The sequence below is a fragment of the Paenibacillus sp. GYB006 genome (assembly GCF_036577645.1).
In the GTDB taxonomy this organism is placed as follows: Bacteria; Bacillota; Bacilli; order Paenibacillales; family Paenibacillaceae; genus Paenibacillus.
In genome coordinates this window covers 414,494-433,417 of record NZ_JARBDA010000002.1, presented here as the reverse complement: position 1 = coordinate 433,417, position 18,924 = coordinate 414,494, and the positions used below count along the sequence as shown (strand labels likewise).

Sequence of the window (18,924 nt, the reverse complement as noted above, 5' to 3'; positions counted from 1 at the left end):
ATGGATTATTGAAAAATACCGACACTATTTGCCGGTATTCAAATCTTTTATGCTTTTCAAATGAAACTTAGGTTAGATCTACAACGTGTCAGCGATTTGTTTTATCGTAGATGAATTACTTAGGAATAATGATCTATTCTTTCTCACTTATGACAAACGTGCAATCGCATGATTCGGTTCATGCATAAGATAGATTAGAAACAAGGAGGGGGTGAACTACATGAGTGAAGCATATGGAAACTACGAAGGATATGGAAACAACAAATCTAACGTTGCAGCGATTCTTGTTCTGTTCATTTTGCTCGTTATCATCGCTAAAGCTTTTAAAAGTTACTAATTGATGCATGAAACGGATTAAATCATGTAATCAATAAAAATCCAAGGAGCTTACGATCAAAGATGCATGTCATCTTGGTCGTAAGCTCCTATTTATCATGTACTAGAACGAAATTTCGTGTTTTTTCCCATTACCACTTTGATAATGATCTATTACCTGAACTTCTCCATCCTCTGTCCATTCCGCATAAAATACAGAATCAATCGTATGGTAACCTTGCTTAGCTAGTTCTGTAAGCAGCCATTTTTCGTCCCGGTGAATTGCGGCTAGAGCTTCTCTGTTTGGCTTACTATTTACAATAAGGGTCCGAGGAAGTTGAACAGGTTTCGTATCCAGTCCCAGGTCATTTCGGCTGGGCTGATCGGAATCTGACTTTTTCAAAATACTGAGCGAACCGTTTGTTTCATACACGGCATATGCAACCTCACTTAATGAGAAAACATTTTGTTGTCTCATCATCATTTTTAATTCTTCAAACTCCACTTTATTACGCTTCATGGCTTCCATATCAATCTCACCATTCTTGATTAACAAGTCCGGATTCCCTTCAAATTTTTCACGCAAAGATTTACTGTATCCCATAATCTTGTCAAATACATAAGATAACAGCGCCCATATAGCTAGAGAGAAGATAAGCTTCCATACGGAAACTTCTTCATCATATATGGTATCTCCTACGAGGTCTCCAAATACGAGAGCCGATATAAAATCAAAAGGAGACAATTGTGTAATTTCTCTTTTTCCTAATAATCTCGTTGCTGCCCATAATGCTGTAAAAGCGGTAATGAGTTTAATCAAGAGGAGACCATATTCATCCATGTACTACACCTCATTTACTGGTACCTATTTCACCTCTATTACCCATTAGTAAGGCAGTGATATCATTAACCTGCTCCTCAGGATTCATTCCATAACAAAAAGCCGTCTCCTATACAGGATAGAAGACGACTCTGATCAACGCATTTATTTTTTTTGCATTTGTGTAAACAGCAAGTTAACAGGAAGATTACTTCCTGGTGCTGCCGTCAGTAGAATTTCTACTTTTTGCTCATAGTCACCTGTGCGGTAGAGTACGGCTTGCTCATTAGGAGCACTAACTTGACCTTTCGAATAGATCGCTGTTATATCTCCATTAACCATTGCATAACCAGAATACTTTCCTCCGCGCGGATTAAATGAGATTAATGTATTTGGCGCTACACGGTCAAGTGTGATTTTGTATAGTACACCAAAATTACCTGAGTTAGAAGCTTCTACACCGAGCATCGGGTCCATACCTGCTAGGTTTGGATCATCTTGATTGTCTCCGAGAGCAAGACGCATAGAAGTCGCTCCTACTGGTTCCGAATAACGAATAACGCGGGTGGAATTAGGGTAGGTACCCCGGTTATGAACGCCATCACGATCCAGGATAGGAAGTTTCTCTAGCACAGTTAACGGATCCAGTTTCTCATCAATCATGATTACATCGTATTGGATTGAATAATCACTGCTCATGTCCGAGAACAACGAGATTACGCCGCCTTGTTTCATAACAGACTTACTTAGCTCTGTCATGACAAGTTTGCTTTCGCCTGGAGCAAGTGTTATTGATGAACGTTTGCTTCCATCTTGCATGGATTCAAAATAACGTTCAACAGATGACTTCCCAGCAGCTGTCGCAATGGGGCTTGGCCCTGCAAATCCAAGGTTTTCTGTTTTAATCGTTGCTTCTGTGAAGCTCGTATTGGTTGCTACTACGTACATCTTCACATTCTTGCCTGTATTGTTCACATGGTGAATCATGAAGCGTGTGTTACCAGCTGCCGTTTCTTGGTATACAATCCCTTCCGAATTCACGGTTTCCGGGCTGTTACTACGGATCAGAGTACTTGGTTCATCGCTGAATGTATACGGAACTTTAGACCAAGTTGGAACCGCAGAACCATCAAATACGAATTTTTCGCCGGCCGGCAAGAACATGCGATTAAATTCATCTTGTGAATAAAGCGTCTCACTTGTTACAACAATGGTTTTTTCGAAAGTAGCTGTTTGTCCGCTATCGTCAGTTACCGTCAGGCTGATATTTTTAGGACCTGGTGTAAAGAACGCATAAGCGTTGTTATTCCAGTCATGTTTTACAATTTTACCGTCATCCGTACTTTGATCGGTGATCGTAATGAGTTCACCCATTTTGTACTCTTCTTTATCCGTTGTAAACATAGCTACTGGAGGAAGATTAGGTTGCTTAACTTCAATGGTCACTGTATAAGGATCGCTCCATGTACCATTTGAATCCTGTACAGAATAGGAAACATCATACTTTCCAGCAGATGCAAACACTTCCTGTTTCCCTTCCCAGCGTTCGTCAACAATAGACAGCCCTTGCGGTGAAGAAGAATCTGTACTATATGTAACTACCGTTTGTCCCGCCATAATCTCACCCGGCTGAATCGTGAACTTAGCAACAGGTTTGGTTGCCAGATCCATAATGACTTTCTTACCTATGTTATCGACTTTATATTTAATGTCCAAGGCTGCTGTAATCGCAGTCAGAGGAACCATAAACGTATTTTTCGTCTGATAGGAAGTACCTTTCATCGTTTTCGTCACGCCATTTACCGTGTATTTGCTGCTGTCTGTCTTAAACCGCAGTTCATTAGCTCCGCTGACAATGACGGTTTCCTTCGTCTTTTTATCATAGCTTACTTTATACCCGACACGGTCCACTAGAGCGCGGATCGGAACATAGGATACTCCTTTTTTAACTTGCATAGGCTGAGGAGCATTGTATGTGACTCCGCCTTGTTCCATTTTTGTACTGTTAAAATAAAGAACCAAATCGGTTGGTGTTGCAGTTTTAGCCGCGTTAGTCGCTGGTTTTGATTCCGCAGACTCTTCGCTTGGTGCTGTCTTCACATTAGGTGTGGCTGTTACTTCTCCTGTTACTTCTCCTGTAACTTCATCCGTTTTTTCATTCGTCACAGTTGTCTCATTTGTTGATTTAGTAACTCCTGTTGCTGATTCTGTTGATGGTGTAGGTTCTGTTTCTTCCGTAATCGAAGCCGCTTTCCATGTTTTTGAATCCGTTGCTGTTTCTTTTTCAGTTGCTGGTTCTACTGACTCTGTTGCCACTTTGTTTTCCGTTTCTTGTTTCGTTACACGTGTTTGTGGTGCATTTTGACCTTCTTCTGCTGTTTTATTCACTCCGTAAACTTCTTGAGCAACGACCTGCTGAGCAGTAGAAGTAGCCGCTTCCTGTGCGCTCACCGGGACTGCTGTTGCCACTTGGGACAAAGCTAGAACGGTCAGCATAGATAATTTCTTCAGTTTCATGCTTAGACTCCTTTTGATTCTATTTTCTATTCTCTTCGAATTTGTCTACTATTAGACGCTTAATCCCTGAAAAAGTTTCTAATGAAATGGGATAAAACTATAATAAGTGATAAAATGTTCCAAATAGTGAGGAGATTTCTCTTTTTTTCGCTAGACTCACAATAAATAACCCCTTAATGAGATTGACTCATTAAGGGGCTATTTTTAGATCATAATCCTAGACGTATTCTTTTTTCTTGATCCGGATCTTGAATCATTTCAAGATCCGTACCAAAGATCATCGTTGCTCTATGTTCTATTGAGTATGGAGGCCACTCATGACCTCCTGGAACGGGAACTTCCCGTTTTGCAAATGCAATCCATGCGTCTTGCATCGTAGAAGCAAGCTGCTGCATTGAATCACTTGGCGTAATTCCCATCGAGGTAAAAAACTGCAAATTATGAAATACAAAAGCAATTTCACCTGCATGGATCGCTTTATTTAACAGCGGATGACCTTCAAGAGTCCAATCGAATCGGTACATAAACACCGGTGCATATTGAGACTGAGCAGCAGCGAACTGCACGGAGGAACGCCAAAAGAATAGATCTGTCATTAACTGTGCCTGTCCATCTGTTGTGTTCGGATAATGAGAGACGATTTCATGCCCATTAGGTACACCTGTCATCATTTCCATCGCTCGCACAATATCACCATCGTTCATGATCTCTGTTTCTGGACGGATAAATAGTGCCCCTTCGTCAAGGTTGGTTCCAATAAGGAGCCGAACGTCACTTGCATCGCCATCTTTAATTGCTTGAACAGGTGATTTTGGAAGAGTAGATTGATCCACGACGGGCTGGAATAACAAGGCAAGACCTGCACCTGTCTGCTCTTTGAAGCGTTCTCCTGCAGCAAGGATTTGTTCAGCAGGCAGGGTTTTCAGTTTGTGAACCTCGTCTGAACCGATTCCTAGCATCTGCAGCATACCAGCTGTAACCTGGGCAGCTTGTTCTGCTGGTATATGCTGAGAAGCGCCGCTTTGCATAATGGCCTGTTGGAAGAGCCCTTTTGCTTTTGGCATCGCCATAAGAGCAGCAATACTCATACTTCCTGCCGATTCACCAAACACAGTCACTGCGCCGGGGTCTCCTCCAAAACCATCTATATTCTCTTGCACCCATTCCAAGGCCGCAATTTGATCAAGCAGTCCCGCGTTCGAAATAAATGATTCACCAAGCGGTGATAAGTGCATAAATCCAAAGGGTCCGAGTCGGTAGTTCAGTGTAACGACAATTATCTCACCGCGTTTCACAAATTGTGTTGCATCGTAGAACGAGGTGCTGCCTGAACCGGTGACGAATGCACCTCCGTGAATCCATACCATAACCGGAAGCTTTTGTTCCGCTACTTGTTCTGGAGCCCACACATTCAGATAAAGACAATCTTCAGATTCTTTCGGCTCATATCCTGGAGTCTGAAATAATCCCCCTTCTGTTCTTGGCTGTATACACTCCGGTCCAAATTGATCAGCTTCCTTGACACCTTCCCAGGAATCAGGCGGCTCGGGAGCTTCAAAACGCAGTTCATTCACGGGCGGTCTCGCATAAGGAATTCCCTTCCATACAGCCACTCCATTTATGTTCTGTCCCTTTAACGCACCATATCTTGTATTTACTTGCAACTCTCTCATCTCGTATCCTTCCTTCCTGATGTCCGTTTCTCCAAACGTTTGCACCATGTTGTATTCCTTCCACTTTACCTACTTGCCCAAGTTATTACATACTTCTATACTCCGGTGTTTTCTTTAACTGATCAAAAAAATGACGCTGGGCTTCTCGGTAACTCTCCAAATCTTTTCCTTCATAGGAAGCCTTCAGTTCATCATATTGATCTCGGTATCCTTCATTAATCAACAATACATCACGGAATTTATGAAATACATCATGTTTAGTGTGACATACGGTTAACTGAATACCCAATGGCAGGATTGTCTCCTTTGTATAAAAGGAACGAAAAGAGGCCGTTTGTTCTCCTTTTTCATCGACCGGGTATAAAGATTCCAGCACACGAACTGCTTCATCAAAGTCTTCTTGCTTTACTCGAACCTGAATATCGACATCCCCTTTCGTCAGGGTGCCGGGAATTGCTGAGCTTCCTACATGATGAATATCTGCATGTGCAAGAAGTTCCTTTAGCTTTTTACTTTCCTGCAAAAATAGTTCTGTCGCCTGGTCATGATATTTATTTCTTGCGAAAGATACGATTTCCATAACGCTTCCTCTCCTTATGTATAAAGTAGGGATGAATGACCATCCATTTAAACCGAAGTGCTGTCTTTCAAACATTCGAAATCAGAATGAAAACTCCTTCCGGGTTGGTAAATAAAACGTTATTCATCTATAATTTAGTGAGATGTAGCATTAAATTAACAAAGGAGTGATTCATTTACATGTTGCAAAAACTAAAAAAGATAGATTCCACAATCATCTGGATCCTTTGTTTTTTCATGCTCGCCAGCATTCTTTTAATACATAGCGGGATTCAATATAGCCCAGAAAAATTTGCCGGGTCCGAAATGAAAATGGTGATTTATTACCTACTTAGTTTTGCGGCTTTACTTGTGACTGCGTTGTTTCACTACAAGCTCATATTGAAATATTATTGGTATATCTACGGAGCAGGAATACTGCTGCTTGTGTATGTCTCGTTTTTCGGCAAGGTGATCAACGGCTCCAGGGGCTGGATCTCTATCCCTCATTTATTTAATGTGCAACCCGCCGAAGTCTTTAAAATTATACTGATCATTACGCTTGGCGGTATCTTAATGAAACAGAACAAGAAACTCACCTTCTGGAGAAATATCATCCCCCTTTCGCTTGTCACCCTTCTTCCATTTGCATTAGTCATGAAAACAAATGATATGGGAAATGCACTTAGCTATCTTGTCATCTTAATCGGGATGCTATGGATCGGGGACATCAAGAACAGACATGCACTTATTATACTTCTGCTCATCGCTGTTCTTTCTGTCGGTGGAATCAAGTCATATATTACCTTTCATGATCAAATTACTACCTATCTTTCTAATACGGAAAAAGGGCACTGGCTCGATCGAATCGATCCGTGGCTTTTGCCTGAAGAAGCAGGCAAAGATGCTTCTTACCATACAAGAAATGCGAAAATCGCGATTGCGTCGGGCGGTTTATTAGGAAAGGGGTATATGCAAGGGACGATGGTTCAGACTGGTTATGTTCCTTATACCTACTCTGATTCGATTATCGTCGTCGCTGCGGAAGAGTTTGGGTTTCTAGGTGTATCTCTTTTGTTATTTCTCTATTTCATACTTATATACCGGCTCATCTATATCGCACTTGAATGTAAAAATAAAGCCGGTCCTATTTTAATTGTGGGTATTGTTGCTATGTTCATCTATCAAATTTTTGAGAACGTCGGCATGTTTATCGGACTTATGCCTTTAACGGGGATTACTTTGCCTTTTCTTAGCTTTGGGGGTTCTTCTCTGCTCATTAATATGCTCTGTATAGGTGTCGTACTGAGTATCAAAGTGAATGATGAAGTAATCGATGATATGTTGCCAAGCACGGAGAGCTTGCAGCTAAATAAAAGAACTGTCTTATAGGGTGGTTTCAGGGCGGTAGACAAACTAGCTTACACTAGTTTGCTTATCGTCTTTTTTTATTTTACAAGCTTTCGTTACGTTCATGAAAACGATATTGATTTGCCAACCGATTCAAGAAAGCAGATACTTGCTTTGGGATGTTTCTCCTGTTCGGCTGTACCCATCCTACATAAGAGGAGACGGAAGTTTGGATTGCAAGCGGTAAGACTACAATATCACTGCTGGACATATGCGCATGTTTACCAAATGACAAATCAAATCCAATCGTAATTGCCACATTTTCTCGAACCAATTTCGAAATGACCGAAGTCTGATTCGTTGAAAATAACAGTTGACCTTTTCCATAATTCTGCTGGAGATCTTCGTAAAATTTCAGCAGCAGATCATCTTTATATAAAACAATTTGATGCTTCAAAATCTCTTCTGGGGTAATCGAACCCTGTAAGGCAAGGGGAGAGCGTTTGCTAACTCCTACGACCATTTCTTGCTGAATCAGCTTACCGAATAATAAGGATTTATGCTGATGTCTCAGCTCTTCTTCAAATATAATCAGTCCCACATCAAAACGTCTTTCATTCATTTCCTGAATGATATCATTCGTACTCATCTCACATAGTTCAAGCGTAACTCCGGGAAATTGTTTCTTAAAATCAATAATTGCATCGGTGTAGATCAGTGTCGGAAGCGGAATGGTCGCTATTCTAATAACACCTGTAAGCTGTTCCGGTTGAACCTCAGCCTCTTGCTTCAGTTCATCCAATGCTTCAAGCACCTTATATGCTTTGGATAAAATACGTCTTCCATCTTCGGTAGGGACCGCCCCCGCTCGCGATCTTTTAAATATAGGGAACCCCAGTTCATTCTCCAGACTCGTAATCGCCTGACTAACCGCAGATAGCGTAACATTACATGATTCAGATGCTTTGGTGAGCGATCCTGTTCTGGCTGTCTCTGTTATATACAAGAGTTGATCCATGTTCATAGATCTCCCCTCCTTTAGTTAACTTATTCTTACTTTCACTTAAAATACTTTAAATATAGTTAATGATAAAACGAGTATATACTAAATGTAAGTTAAACAGAAGCAATGATTCATATCACAAATAAGTAGTTCACATAGGAGGATTTTATCATGAGTAATGAAAAAAGAGTTGCTGTTATTACAGGCGGAGCAAGTGGAATTGGCCGCGAAACAAGCCTCATTTTCGCAAGAAAAGGCGCTCGTGTTATTGTTGCAGATTATAATGAAGCAGGCGGTAAAGAAACCGTTGCTTTGATCGAGAAAAATGGCGGCGAAGCTGCTTTTATTCAAGTTGACGTGTCTAATTATGAAAGTGTAGAAGCGCTTGTGGAGCAAACTGTACAACAATACGGACGTATTGATGTCATGTTCAATAATGCGGGAATTGGTCTGCCTACCCCCGTTGCTGCTCTTGACTGGGATACCTACCATCGCGTCATTAATGTGAACCAACACGGAGTAGCTCACGGAATTATCGCAGCCAGCAAAAAAATGAGAGAACTTGGTACCAAAGGGGTAATTATTAATACGGCTTCGGTATATGGATTCCTTGCATCGCCAGGATCTTTCGCTTACCATGCTACCAAAGGTGCTGTCATTATGATGAGTAAATCGGCTGCACTAGAACTAGCGCAGTATGATATTCGTGTTGTTGCGGTTGCTCCAGGTGTGGTAGACACTCCTATTATTCAAGGATACAAAGATCTAGGTATGGCGGATGAGATGGCTCATAAAGTTATGGGCGGCAAACTGACTCAACCGGAAGCCGTAGCTAAAACCGTTTACCTTGTATCTCTAGAAGAAGCGGAAGCGATTAACGGCAGTGTAGTAATGGCTGACCAAGGTTATGCTTCCTTTAAATAGGTTTTCGCGGAATCAAAAGCAACTAACGGTATTATGAAATGGATTCAGCACATTAAATGAATCAAAAAAAGATGACCTCAGTATATTTCCGAGAGTCATCTTTTTTGATCGTTATTTTGATGATAATGAGATGAAGTTCATGAATTGTTATTGTTCCACCAGGTCTTCCGTAAGCTCCATCTGATCCAAGATCACTGCATTAATCCCATTAATATATGCGATCGCACTGGCCTTAATGATATCCGTATCCATCGCACGCCCTGTGTACGTCTTTCCATCACATGAGATCTGCAAATGCACTCGTCCGACCGCTTCTTTCCCTCTGGATATACTATTTATTTTGTAGTGGGTCAGCTGAACATCCAGATCCGTTAACGTTTTAATGACACTATAAAGCGCATCAATCGGCCCGTCACCGATGGAGCTTCCTCTGAGGACATCATCTCCCTTTTTCAGTTCTACACTGGCCGTTGGATACTGATCGTTCGTGACCACTTGAAAGGATGCCAATTCATATAAGTGTCCTCTTGACTGTGGCTGGTTTAAATGTTCGGTCACCAGATAAAATACATCATGGTCGTACACTTCTTTTTTGGCATCGGCCAGGGTAATGAACTTTTCAAATAAAAATTCAAATTCTTCTGTACTCGAAACGCTGAACCCCATACGTTCCACTGCATTTTTAAATGCATGCCGTCCCGATCTTGCTGTAAGGATGAGCTCCATTTTTTCTCCGCCCACTTCTTCAGGTGACATGATCTCATATACATTCTTATCTTTGAGCAAACCGTCCTGATGAATTCCAGAGGAGTGAGCAAAAGCATTATCCCCCGTAATCGCCTTATTCACTTGGACATCCAGCCCTGTTAAATGCGTCAATAGCCGGGAAGTCTGCAAAATTTCTTTCGTCTGTATTCGGGTCGTACAGCCGTAAAAGTTCTCTCTTACCTTTAGCCCCATGACGACTTCTTCTAGAGAGGTATTCCCTGCACGTTCACCGAGTCCATTAATGGTACACTCTACTTTTTCCGCCCCGTTCTTAATGGCACTCAGCGTATTTGCCGTCGCCATCCCCAAATCATTATGACAATGAACACTTAGTATCACTTTATCGTTTAGATTCTTAAGGCGTTCATTAATTCTTCTTACCAAATCACCAAACTCTTCAGGAACGGCGTATCCAACGGTATCTGGAACGTTAATAATTGTCGCACCAGCTTTCACTACTGCCTCAATCGTTCTCCACAAATATTCAAAATCAGACCGAGAAGCATCCTCCGTCGAATACTGTACCTCGGGAAGCAGCGTCTTCGCATATTTCACCGCATCTACTCCCATCTGCATGACGGCATCCTCTGATCGAGCGAATTTTTTCTCGAGATGAATATTAGAAGTTCCAAGCACGATATGAATGAACGGATTCTGTGCCAGCTTAATACTTTCATAAACGGCATCAATATCACTTTTCACCGCTCTTGCGAGAGCCGTTATTGAGATTTGATCTCCTACTTTTTTCGCGATTTGTTGAACCGCATGAAAATCTCCTTGAGAAGAAGCGGGAAAACCTGCCTCGATCATATCTACATTTAACCGTTTCAGCTGTTGTGCAAATTCAATTTTCTGCAAGGTGTTTAGTTTCGCTCCAGGAACTTGTTCTCCATCTCTCAGGGTCGTATCTAGTACCAATACATTGCGATTTGTCATGTAAACTTCCTCCTCACGGAAAATAAGAATGTAATTCATTTTATGTAAACACGAGGCTTGCTAAACCCGGAATTTAGCAAACAAAAAACCCCGTCTCTGCTATAGAGACGAGGTTAACCCGCGGTACCACTCTAATTCGTTTCTTACCCCTACAGATGTACGGATAGGAAACAATCTTTGTTCGATGGCGAAGACCATCTATCCTTGTAACGGCGGAATCCCGGCGAACCCTACTATATTCAGGCAGCTGTTCATAGACGAGTTCAAAGTGGTAACTGCTGCCGTATTCACACCTGCCAACGGCTCTCTGAAAGAGTTCCTCACTTCTACTATTTCTAATCAGCACATTTGAATTTTCAATTGGTTAAATGGATTATATTGGTATTCATTTCCTTTGTCAACCTTAAATTACTACGACAGGTTCTACCGACACCCCATCAGGCTTTTGCTGTTCTGCCGCTTCTGCTTTTCGTAAATACTTCTGACCCCGCCACCTCACATAAGACAAAATCCCTCTTAAGTACTCATCCACAATCATACAAGAATAGATACCGATCAGACCAAAACCTAGATGAATCCCAAGTACATATGACATTCCTGTAGCAATGATCCACATGGACCCGAGCGAGATATACATGGTGAATCTCGTATCACCAATCGCATTAAGCGAGTTACCAAGTGCCATATTCAGCATTTTGCCAGGCTGAAGAATGAGGTTCATCCCAAGCAAGGATGCACCAATCGCGATAATCGTCTGATCATCCGTAAAGAGTCCGAGAAGCTGTCTTCCAAATAGATAAAGAATTAGCGCATTCACAACCACATAGATCGCCCCGACACCCAGTGCACGGTAGGCACTCCGGTAAGCTTCCCGGACTCGGCCAGCTCCGAAGAGATGCGCTATTTGGATCTGTGCTGCCATTGCGATCGATGACCCAAGCAGAAAACAGAACGATTCAAGCGTATTCATATATGTCCGCGCCGCTAGTTCTGCCGCACCAAGTGTGGCGATGTAGGAGTAAATAATAAGCTGAGAAAACACCCAACAAGACATATTGACGCCAAGCGGCCATCCAATCTTCAGTATTTCACCGAATAAAGGCCGATTAAATACGGTTAGTTCCCGCCACTTGATCCGGTATTCAAAGGACCGTAAGAACATTAGGAGAAGCAAAATGACTGCGAGTAAGCGACTTGCAACAGTAGAAATAGCTACGCCCGTCAAGCCCCACTGTGGAAATCCAAACGCTCCAAAGATGAAAGCATAATTCAAAAACACATGAATCACATTCATCCCAAGTGCGACATACATGGGTCCTTTCGTATTCCCTGTATTCCGTATGACAGTGCTCATTGTGGCCATCATCGCAATCAAGATCATGCCTCCGCCAACAATCGAGATATAGATACCTGCCAGCGGCAGTAAATGCTCCGGTAATTGTAATGCCATTGCAATTTTTTGTGGAGATGCAACAAGGATTACACTGCATACCGCTCCAAGGATGGTTGTTACCGTGAACGCCATGATTCCAATGACACGGGCATCCATCTTTTTATGCGATCCCAGCTTCTGAGCAATCAGTATTCCTGCTCCGCTGGCCACCGTTGTGAACAGAACCGTCATCGCTTGAAACAGTTGATTTGAAAATCCAACGACGGCTACTGCGTCATCCGAAATACGACTGACCATTAATGTATCTACCGCTCCAAGCAAAAACTGTAGAAACAGCTCAATAAAAATAGGCCAAGCCAGCACCCACAGGGTGAATTTTTTGGTATTCATATCTAGTATTCCAACCTCCGATGAGAAAGTGGCGCTATAAGTAAAATGACGAATACAGCGCGTTAACTTTTCAAATTATAGTTGGTATAATGGATTTATAATATCATTTTATGAACTCATACTTATAAATTTGAAACCTCAATTCGATTTGAAAGGTTATACCTATGACAACTTTACATTTTACGGTCCCTCCTCTTCCGGAGTACATCATAAGCGGTCTTTGTGAGGCACCTTATGCAGGCAAACAGCCTAATCGAAAGAATTTTGGCATCTTCGATCTGCTTGTTGTCGTCAGCGGTCAACTTGATGTGATGGAGAACGGCGAACCGTACCAAGTTGAATCTGGGATGTATCTTATTCTACGACCGGATGCTCATCATTATGGGACGAAGGATTGTTCTGCAGATACAACCTACTACTGGCTGCATTTTAAGACGAGTGGAGAATGGGGCATCGACAAGTCACAGATGTTTCAAAAGGAGGATGCAATTGAGCTGCAGTTTATGATTCCCAACTATTTTACGATTGAAATCCCTCAGTTCGGTCGTTTAACCCAAATGCAGCGCACGATCGAATTATTAGATACGCTCACAGGACTTGTACAGAACGGACATCAGACAAGAGCACTGTGGAATCAGCAAGTTCTTTTTCAAGAACTGATTCAGCTGCTTGCCGCAACAGGCGTACATCCTTCCGCTTCTCCTTCTTTAGCCTGTGCTGAGAAAGCAGCCAGTTATTTGCGGTCACACTACCGGGATGAATTCAAAGCTCATACCATGGGTCTGAACATTAATTTCCATCCCGTATATATTGCTCGTTGTATGCAAAAAGAGTATGGCTGTTCTCCAGTAGAGTACCTGCAGCGGTACCGAATTGAACAGGCCAAGCTTCTACTGGTTCAAACCGATTACAGTATCAGCCGTGTTGCAGAAGAAGTCGGATTTAATCAAGCTGCTTATTTCACTTCTTGCTTTACCAAGCAGGAGAACATCTCTCCGCGGAGATACCGCCAGCAGTTTTTTATGAATTAAAAAAGCGCATCCCCTTGTTCTTAAGGGGGGCGCTTTTCTCTTGACTTTTTCTGTTGACATTTTGATTATTCATGTTCCAGTTCAATCGTGTTTAAACTCGCATAAACATGCGGTACAAAACCTTCCGATGGTTCACCTACTGGAATTGTGATGATAAAAACGAAATCATTTCCGTCTAGTTCCTTCACAATATATTGACGTGATGTTCCGCTCTTTTCTTCCTTTGCAGTTAGAAAGAGTCTGGCATCCTTCATTGCTTCAGGTCTCTTCTCTTCAGATACGACCTCTACCTCTCCATACTCAGCAAGGGCCCGCGTTCCTTTCTCCTCCTGTTCCTGGAGCTGTATATCAGCAGGCAGTTTCTCGATCTGGACCGCATAATTCGGATCAACGTCCATCGTAAGTAGCCCCGTTTCCGGATTGAACGTGAAAATATCAAAAACATAAAAGGAATAACCGTCCGCAGCAGAGATGATCCTGGCTTCCTTCTGTTCGCTCATCCCTTCTAACGTAAGTGTCAGCTCTTTGGTATCGGGACGACTTTCGGAATTTGCATCCTCTTCGTTAGGTATAGTTCCACCACTTGTCCCTGTTTTAACTATCTCGATAAGTACCCGCTGCTTCAAGGTATCTTCTCCTTCAATCGGCTTCTCTTCATATTTTAAAGATACGATATCATTCTCCTGAAGAATAGAGATCTCTTCCATCAGCGATTCGCCAAATTGATAAGCTTGCGGTTCCCCATTCTCAAGAATGACTTCAATGGTATGCGAATCTGCGAGTCCTGTAAATGTTCCGCTGGTTTCCTTCACGATCACTTCTGGTTCAATTGGTCGATTGTTTTCCTGATCGGTTCCAGGTTCTGTTGATGGTCCGCTTGCTCCATTCTGCCCGCAAGCAGCCAGTGTAAGTACCAAGATGGTAATGAGCACAGCGGTCCGCTTTTTCATCTTTTTTCTCATCAGAACACCTCCTTATCTTATGTAAACGCATTGAACCCTACATGAGTTACGTTAGATTCACCTTATTTTCATAAAGAGAACCATTTCCGTTTTTATCCTTTTCTTTTTACCCCTCGGACAGCTATAATATCAAAGGGCCAAACATCCTACGTTTGGAGGTACAGAAATGAATTTACGTAAAACAACGAAGCGTTCGCTGACAGAACAGATTGTAGACCAATTGGAACAATTAATTGAAACGGGAGAATGGCCTCTCGGATCAAAGATTCCTCCTGAACCCGAACTGATGGGTCAATTAGAAGTTAGCCGAAATACGCTTAGAGAAGCGATTAAAGCCTTAACCCATGCGGGACTTTTGAAAACGAGGCAAGGCGATGGAACCTATGTTTCTGCATCTAGTTCCCTTGGTCCTGTATTACAGAAAAGAGTGAACAGAACGGATTATATTCAATCTCTCGAAGTACGCCACGCTTTGGAGCGAGAAGCGGCCTATCTCGCAGCGAATAACCGAACCGAGTCCGACATCGAACAAATCAGGCTATGTTTTGAGTGTCAGAATGAAGCGATACAGAATGGACAGTATGAAGATTTTGCGGATTGGGATGTAGCGTTTCATAAGGCGATTGTTGCAGCAAGCAAGAATGGTCTTCTAATGGACCTCTATGAACATATTACAGATGCCCTCAAAGAGATGGTTACAAAAATAACCGCAAAGACAGGCGACGCCTACTACAGTAAAGACACGCATGAACAACTGTTAAACGCAATTGTAGAACAAGATCAGGTACGAGCAGTAGATGCTGTCCATCATTACATCGAAGAATCTAAACAACATTTTATACAACTTGGAGGCAGCATGAATGAAATCAATTGAAAAATCCGCAGTAACACAGCGGCAATGGAGAATAAGCGAAAGCTTTATTCTTGTAGTTGCCCTTCTTTTAATAGGAGCAAATTTACGTGCTCCCATTACTTCCATCGGACCATTGCTTGGTTCTATTAAAGAAAGTACAGGGATATCTAACACATTAGCCGGTATGATCACCACTGTACCCTTACTTGCTTTTGCTGTACTTTCCCCATTTGCTTCAAAACTTTCACGCCGATTCGGCATGGAACGGGTTATTTTTTGTGCCTTGTTATTCATTGCGCTTGGGGCCATAGGACGCACCTTATTTGGCGCTGGATCCCTTTTTGCAGGTACGATACTCGTTGGACTTGGCATCGCCGTATGTAATGTTCTCTTACCGAGTCTGGTGAAGCAGGAATTCCCGAATAAAGTAGGAGTTATGACTGGTGCCTATACACTGTCAATGAATATATGCGGTGCTCTCGCTTCTGGAATCAGTATCCCGCTTGCTGTGCAGCTTGGAATCGGCTGGAAAGGTGCTCTTGCTTGCTGGGTCATCCTTACCGTTCTTGCCCTGGCGACCTGGCTGCCTCGGATGAGATCGGCCCGGCTAAGTGCAGCCACCTCAGCTTCTTACCGATCTCAGGTGAACATGTGGAAGTCACCGCTCGCTTGGCAGATCACCTTCTTCATGGGACTGCAATCTTTTATTTTTTATAATATTGTTTCCTGGTTGCCAGAGATCCTTATGGACCGCGGAATGGTAGCAGACACAGCCGGATGGATGTTATCCCTCACCCAATTTTCGATGATGCCATTTACTTTTCTGGTTCCGATCTTGGCTAGCCGAATGAAAAGCCAAATTCCACTTGTTTACGTAACTTTCTCGCTGTATACGGTTGGAATTTTAGGACTGATTTTCGGAAGTACCGCCCTCGTTCCTCTCTGGGTTTCCCTGATTGGAATTGCCGGTTCCTTCTCTTTTGGTCTAGTGATGATGTTTTTCAATCTTCGTACAAAAACAGCAGAAGAAGCAGCCGAACTATCCGGTATGGCGCAATCTGTTGGTTATCTTATGGCAGCTGTCGGTCCTATGATGTTTGGTTACCTGCATGATCTGACTGCAAGCTGGACGATTCCACTGTTCTTATTGTTCGCGGCAAGTATCTTAATTTTCATCTGCGGGCTTGGAGCAGCAAAAAACAGATTTATCAGTGAATCAAATTCATAAATGGATTCAAATAGAAATAAATTATCATTTTATTTATAGAAAGAGGGTCTTCCTGTATTCAGGAAAGACCCTCTTTTTCACTATCTTTTTCTAAAATGAGCTTAGTAACGATCCCAGAAGCGCTGTTTTGCCATGGCTTCGGTAAATACTTTTGAGAAAACATTTGCTGAATGGTTAGTAACTACGCCTGGTTTACCGACGATGCCGAGTTCCTGGAGCAACTTCTCTCCTAAGGGTGAACTTCCAATCGGTTTAAAATGATTATAAGATTCCACAATAAATGCCCTCGCCCGGTTATTAAAATACGGATCAGCATTCTCACTTCCTACTAGGTAAAGACCATCATAAAGTACAGGAGATGTCGTTAAAAAACTTGCATTGACTACCCACTGGTCTCCCTTATCATCACGAATCATACCATTTCTAACACTGATGATCACCGGTTTCAATCCATTTTTAATTAACATTTCTAATACTTCTCTTGTTTCTTCACCTGCAAACCCTTCATCAACGAGCACACCTACTTTTAAGGTATTCGGAAGATAACGGGTGTTCATCATACTCAGTGCGGGGCTCGATTCAGTCACTGTAGATTCGGGAACTTCTGCCGGTTGTAAAGTTAAATTCTCCCCCACGCGTGTAGCCAGTACCCGATCAATATGAGCAAGCATGTTCACCAGTTTTTGCCGAATTTCGATCGAGTTCACTTTTCCAAGTTCAAAAGAGTAAGCGTCAATAATATGGTGTTTTTCTACGGGACTCATACTATTCCAAAACAATTTAGCTTGTGAGAAATGATCTTCAAAACTAGGGGCTGTCGCTCTTACTTTATATCCGTGTACTAATGATGGGTAAGTTACAAATCCGCCTTTTGTTCCAGGGACCGTGTAGGGTGTATTATTCGCGAGTGAATTGTTACGATAGGCTACTTTCCCTTGGTCGATTACATACCTGGCATTACCGTCTCTTTGGTTATTATGAACGGGACAAACCGGTCTATTAATCGGAAGTTGCTGAAAATTCGTCCCAACCCGGTAAATTTGTGTATCTGTGTAGGAGAATAATCTTCCTTGTAATAAAGGGTCGTTCGTAAAATCAATTCCGCGGACGATATTTCCCGGGTGTAAAGCAACCTGCTCTGTTTCTGCAAAAACATTATCTACATTTCGATTAAGTGTCATCTTCCCGATTTTGCGTACCGGAACAAGCTCCTCAGGCCACAATTTTGTAGCGTCAAGGATATCAAAGGTAAATTTATACTCATCCTCTTCTTCAATGACCTGAATGCCTAGTTCCCATTCTGGATAGTTGCCTGCTTCAATATTCTCCCACAAGTCTCTGCGATGGAAGTCAGGGTCAACACCCCCAATCTTTTGAGCCTCATCCCATAGGAGAGAATGAAGACCCAGCAGCGGTTTCCAGTGAAATTTCACAAATCGTGATTTTCCATGTTTGTTAACGAGCCGAAACGTATGTACTCCAAACCCTTCGATCATGCGGAAACTGCGAGGAATCGTTCGATCCGACATAATCCAGAGGGTCATCGCTGCCGACTCTTGATTCGAAGTAACAAAGTCCCAAAATGTATCATGTGCTGTCTGCCCTTGCGGTATCTCATTATCCGGTTCTGGCTTTACGGCATGGATCAGATCCGGAAATTTAATACTATCCTGAATAAAAAAGATCGGAATATTATTGCCTACCAGATCAAAATTTCCTTCTTCTGTGTAAAATTTAGTTGCAAAACCGCGCACATCACGGTCTGTTTCATTCGCTCCTCTCGATCCTGCAACTTGTGAAAACCTTAGAAAAACAGGTGTTTTCAAGCTGGGATCTTGCAGAAAATGAGCCATTGTTAATTCCTCTTGAGATTCATATACCTGAAAAATACCATGTGCTCCGTATCCGCGGGCATGGACAACACGTTCGGGAATTCGCTCACGGTCAAAATGAGCAAGCTTCTCCCGAAATAAAAAATCTTCAAGCAGGGTAGGTCCGCGGTCTCCTGCTTTTAGCGAATTTTCATCATCTGAAATCTTAATTCCTTCATTTGAAGTGAGTGGTTTACCCGTATTATCTCGTATAAAAGATTTCAATTGCTCTGTTTTTTTATTTTCATTGTTAAACGGTTCGTTCATGTTATCACCTCATCATTATACTTACGATGACGGTAACAGTTTCATTACTAGATCTACGATATCGA

The 18,924-nt window shown here is 42.3% G+C and carries 15 protein-coding genes and 1 other annotated feature; of the genes, 6 read left to right on the top strand and 9 right to left on the bottom strand.

The window, feature by feature from the left end; genetic code table 11:
- The first annotated feature begins 220 nt into the window (after positions 1-220).
- Entirely contained in the window at positions 221-337 is a 117-nt protein-coding gene (locus PV403_RS07485; protein ID WP_213531580.1) for a YjcZ family sporulation protein, read from the top strand.
- 102 nt (positions 338-439) lie between these two features.
- On the opposite strand, the gene PV403_RS07480 is transcribed toward PV403_RS07485, so the two are convergent.
- From PV403_RS07480 to PV403_RS07465, 4 genes are all read right to left on the bottom strand, one after another.
- Positions 440-1,156, bottom strand: coding sequence for a DUF421 domain-containing protein (locus PV403_RS07480; RefSeq protein WP_332084064.1), 717 nt, complete (start codon positions 1,154-1,156; stop codon positions 440-442).
- A 144-nt stretch (positions 1,157-1,300) separates the two neighbouring features.
- Entirely contained in the window at positions 1,301-3,652 is a 2,352-nt protein-coding gene (locus tag PV403_RS07475; RefSeq protein WP_332084063.1) for a stalk domain-containing protein, read from the bottom strand.
- 209 nt (positions 3,653-3,861) lie between these two features.
- Positions 3,862-5,325: a carboxylesterase/lipase family protein gene (locus PV403_RS07470; protein WP_332084286.1), complete on the bottom strand. Its 1,464-nt coding sequence runs from the start codon at positions 5,323-5,325 to the stop codon at positions 3,862-3,864.
- Positions 5,326-5,410: 85 nt separating this feature from the next.
- Positions 5,411-5,905 (bottom strand): GrpB family protein, encoded by a 495-nt coding sequence (locus PV403_RS07465; protein WP_332084062.1) that lies wholly within the window; start codon positions 5,903-5,905, stop codon positions 5,411-5,413.
- Positions 5,906-6,084: 179 nt separating this feature from the next.
- Here PV403_RS07465 and PV403_RS07460 point away from each other — a divergent pair, with 179 nt between their 5' ends.
- Complete coding sequence (locus PV403_RS07460; RefSeq protein WP_213531571.1) at positions 6,085-7,275, top strand: FtsW/RodA/SpoVE family cell cycle protein; 1,191 nt, start codon at positions 6,085-6,087, stop codon at positions 7,273-7,275.
- Positions 7,276-7,336: 61 nt separating this feature from the next.
- On the opposite strand, the gene PV403_RS07455 is transcribed toward PV403_RS07460, so the two are convergent.
- On the bottom strand, positions 7,337-8,257 hold the full coding sequence (locus tag PV403_RS07455) for a LysR family transcriptional regulator (RefSeq protein ID WP_213531569.1): 921 nt from the start codon (positions 8,255-8,257) through the stop codon (positions 7,337-7,339).
- A gap of 150 nt (positions 8,258-8,407) precedes the next feature.
- Between PV403_RS07455 and PV403_RS07450 the strand changes: the two genes are divergently transcribed.
- Complete coding sequence (locus PV403_RS07450; RefSeq protein WP_213531567.1) at positions 8,408-9,160, top strand: SDR family NAD(P)-dependent oxidoreductase; 753 nt, start codon at positions 8,408-8,410, stop codon at positions 9,158-9,160.
- A gap of 147 nt (positions 9,161-9,307) precedes the next feature.
- On the opposite strand, the gene PV403_RS07445 is transcribed toward PV403_RS07450, so the two are convergent.
- Positions 9,308-10,864 (bottom strand): 2-isopropylmalate synthase, encoded by a 1,557-nt coding sequence (locus PV403_RS07445; protein WP_213531565.1) that lies wholly within the window; start codon positions 10,862-10,864, stop codon positions 9,308-9,310.
- A 100-nt stretch (positions 10,865-10,964) separates the two neighbouring features.
- Positions 10,965-11,216: a binding site (T-box leader), on the bottom strand.
- A 51-nt stretch (positions 11,217-11,267) separates the two neighbouring features.
- Positions 11,268-12,656 (bottom strand): MATE family efflux transporter, encoded by a 1,389-nt coding sequence (locus PV403_RS07440; RefSeq protein WP_332084285.1) that lies wholly within the window; start codon positions 12,654-12,656, stop codon positions 11,268-11,270.
- Positions 12,657-12,811: 155 nt separating this feature from the next.
- Here PV403_RS07440 and PV403_RS07435 point away from each other — a divergent pair, with 155 nt between their 5' ends.
- On the top strand, positions 12,812-13,678 hold the full coding sequence (locus PV403_RS07435; RefSeq protein WP_332084059.1) for an AraC family transcriptional regulator: 867 nt from the start codon (positions 12,812-12,814) through the stop codon (positions 13,676-13,678).
- Positions 13,679-13,743: 65 nt separating this feature from the next.
- Here the strand turns inward: PV403_RS07435 and PV403_RS07430 are convergent, their stop codons facing one another.
- Positions 13,744-14,640: a hypothetical protein gene (locus tag PV403_RS07430; protein ID WP_332084058.1), complete on the bottom strand. Its 897-nt coding sequence runs from the start codon at positions 14,638-14,640 to the stop codon at positions 13,744-13,746.
- A gap of 166 nt (positions 14,641-14,806) precedes the next feature.
- Here PV403_RS07430 and PV403_RS07425 point away from each other — a divergent pair, with 166 nt between their 5' ends.
- Positions 14,807-15,514 carry a FadR/GntR family transcriptional regulator gene (locus PV403_RS07425; RefSeq protein WP_332084057.1) on the top strand — a complete coding sequence of 236 codons (708 nt, stop codon included), beginning with the start codon at positions 14,807-14,809 and terminating at the stop codon, positions 15,512-15,514.
- Positions 15,501-16,721 (top strand): CynX/NimT family MFS transporter, encoded by a 1,221-nt coding sequence (locus PV403_RS07420; protein WP_332084056.1) that lies wholly within the window; start codon positions 15,501-15,503, stop codon positions 16,719-16,721. Before PV403_RS07425 ends, PV403_RS07420 begins: the two co-directional genes overlap by 14 nt.
- A gap of 101 nt (positions 16,722-16,822) precedes the next feature.
- Here PV403_RS07420 and PV403_RS07415 read toward each other — a convergent pair whose 3' ends face one another.
- On the bottom strand, positions 16,823-18,859 hold the full coding sequence (locus PV403_RS07415) for a catalase (RefSeq protein ID WP_332084055.1): 2,037 nt from the start codon (positions 18,857-18,859) through the stop codon (positions 16,823-16,825).
- Positions 18,860-18,924: the final 65 nt, after the last annotated feature.

Bases quoted from the DNA above. Each gene is read 5' to 3' on its own strand.
- PV403_RS07435 (WP_332084059.1), top strand. From the start codon at position 12,812: ATGACAACTTTACATTTTACGGTCCCTCCTCTTCCGGAGTACATCATA.
- PV403_RS07430 (WP_332084058.1), bottom strand. From the start codon at position 14,640: ATGAGAAAAAAGATGAAAAAGCGGACCGCTGTGCTCATTACCATCTTG.
- PV403_RS07450 (WP_213531567.1), top strand. From the start codon at position 8,408: ATGAGTAATGAAAAAAGAGTTGCTGTTATTACAGGCGGAGCAAGTGGA.
- PV403_RS07485 (WP_213531580.1), top strand. From the start codon at position 221: ATGAGTGAAGCATATGGAAACTACGAAGGATATGGAAACAACAAATCT.
- PV403_RS07420 (WP_332084056.1), top strand. From the start codon at position 15,501: ATGAAATCAATTGAAAAATCCGCAGTAACACAGCGGCAATGGAGAATA.
- PV403_RS07470 (WP_332084286.1), bottom strand. From the start codon at position 5,325: ATGAGAGAGTTGCAAGTAAATACAAGATATGGTGCGTTAAAGGGACAG.
- PV403_RS07460 (WP_213531571.1), top strand. From the start codon at position 6,085: ATGTTGCAAAAACTAAAAAAGATAGATTCCACAATCATCTGGATCCTT.
- PV403_RS07455 (WP_213531569.1), bottom strand. From the start codon at position 8,257: ATGAACATGGATCAACTCTTGTATATAACAGAGACAGCCAGAACAGGA.
- PV403_RS07415 (WP_332084055.1), bottom strand. From the start codon at position 18,859: ATGAACGAACCGTTTAACAATGAAAATAAAAAAACAGAGCAATTGAAA.
- PV403_RS07425 (WP_332084057.1), top strand. From the start codon at position 14,807: ATGAATTTACGTAAAACAACGAAGCGTTCGCTGACAGAACAGATTGTA.
- PV403_RS07480 (WP_332084064.1), bottom strand. From the start codon at position 1,156: ATGGATGAATATGGTCTCCTCTTGATTAAACTCATTACCGCTTTTACA.
- PV403_RS07445 (WP_213531565.1), bottom strand. From the start codon at position 10,864: ATGACAAATCGCAATGTATTGGTACTAGATACGACCCTGAGAGATGGA.
- PV403_RS07475 (WP_332084063.1), bottom strand. From the start codon at position 3,652: ATGAAACTGAAGAAATTATCTATGCTGACCGTTCTAGCTTTGTCCCAA.
- PV403_RS07465 (WP_332084062.1), bottom strand. From the start codon at position 5,905: ATGGAAATCGTATCTTTCGCAAGAAATAAATATCATGACCAGGCGACA.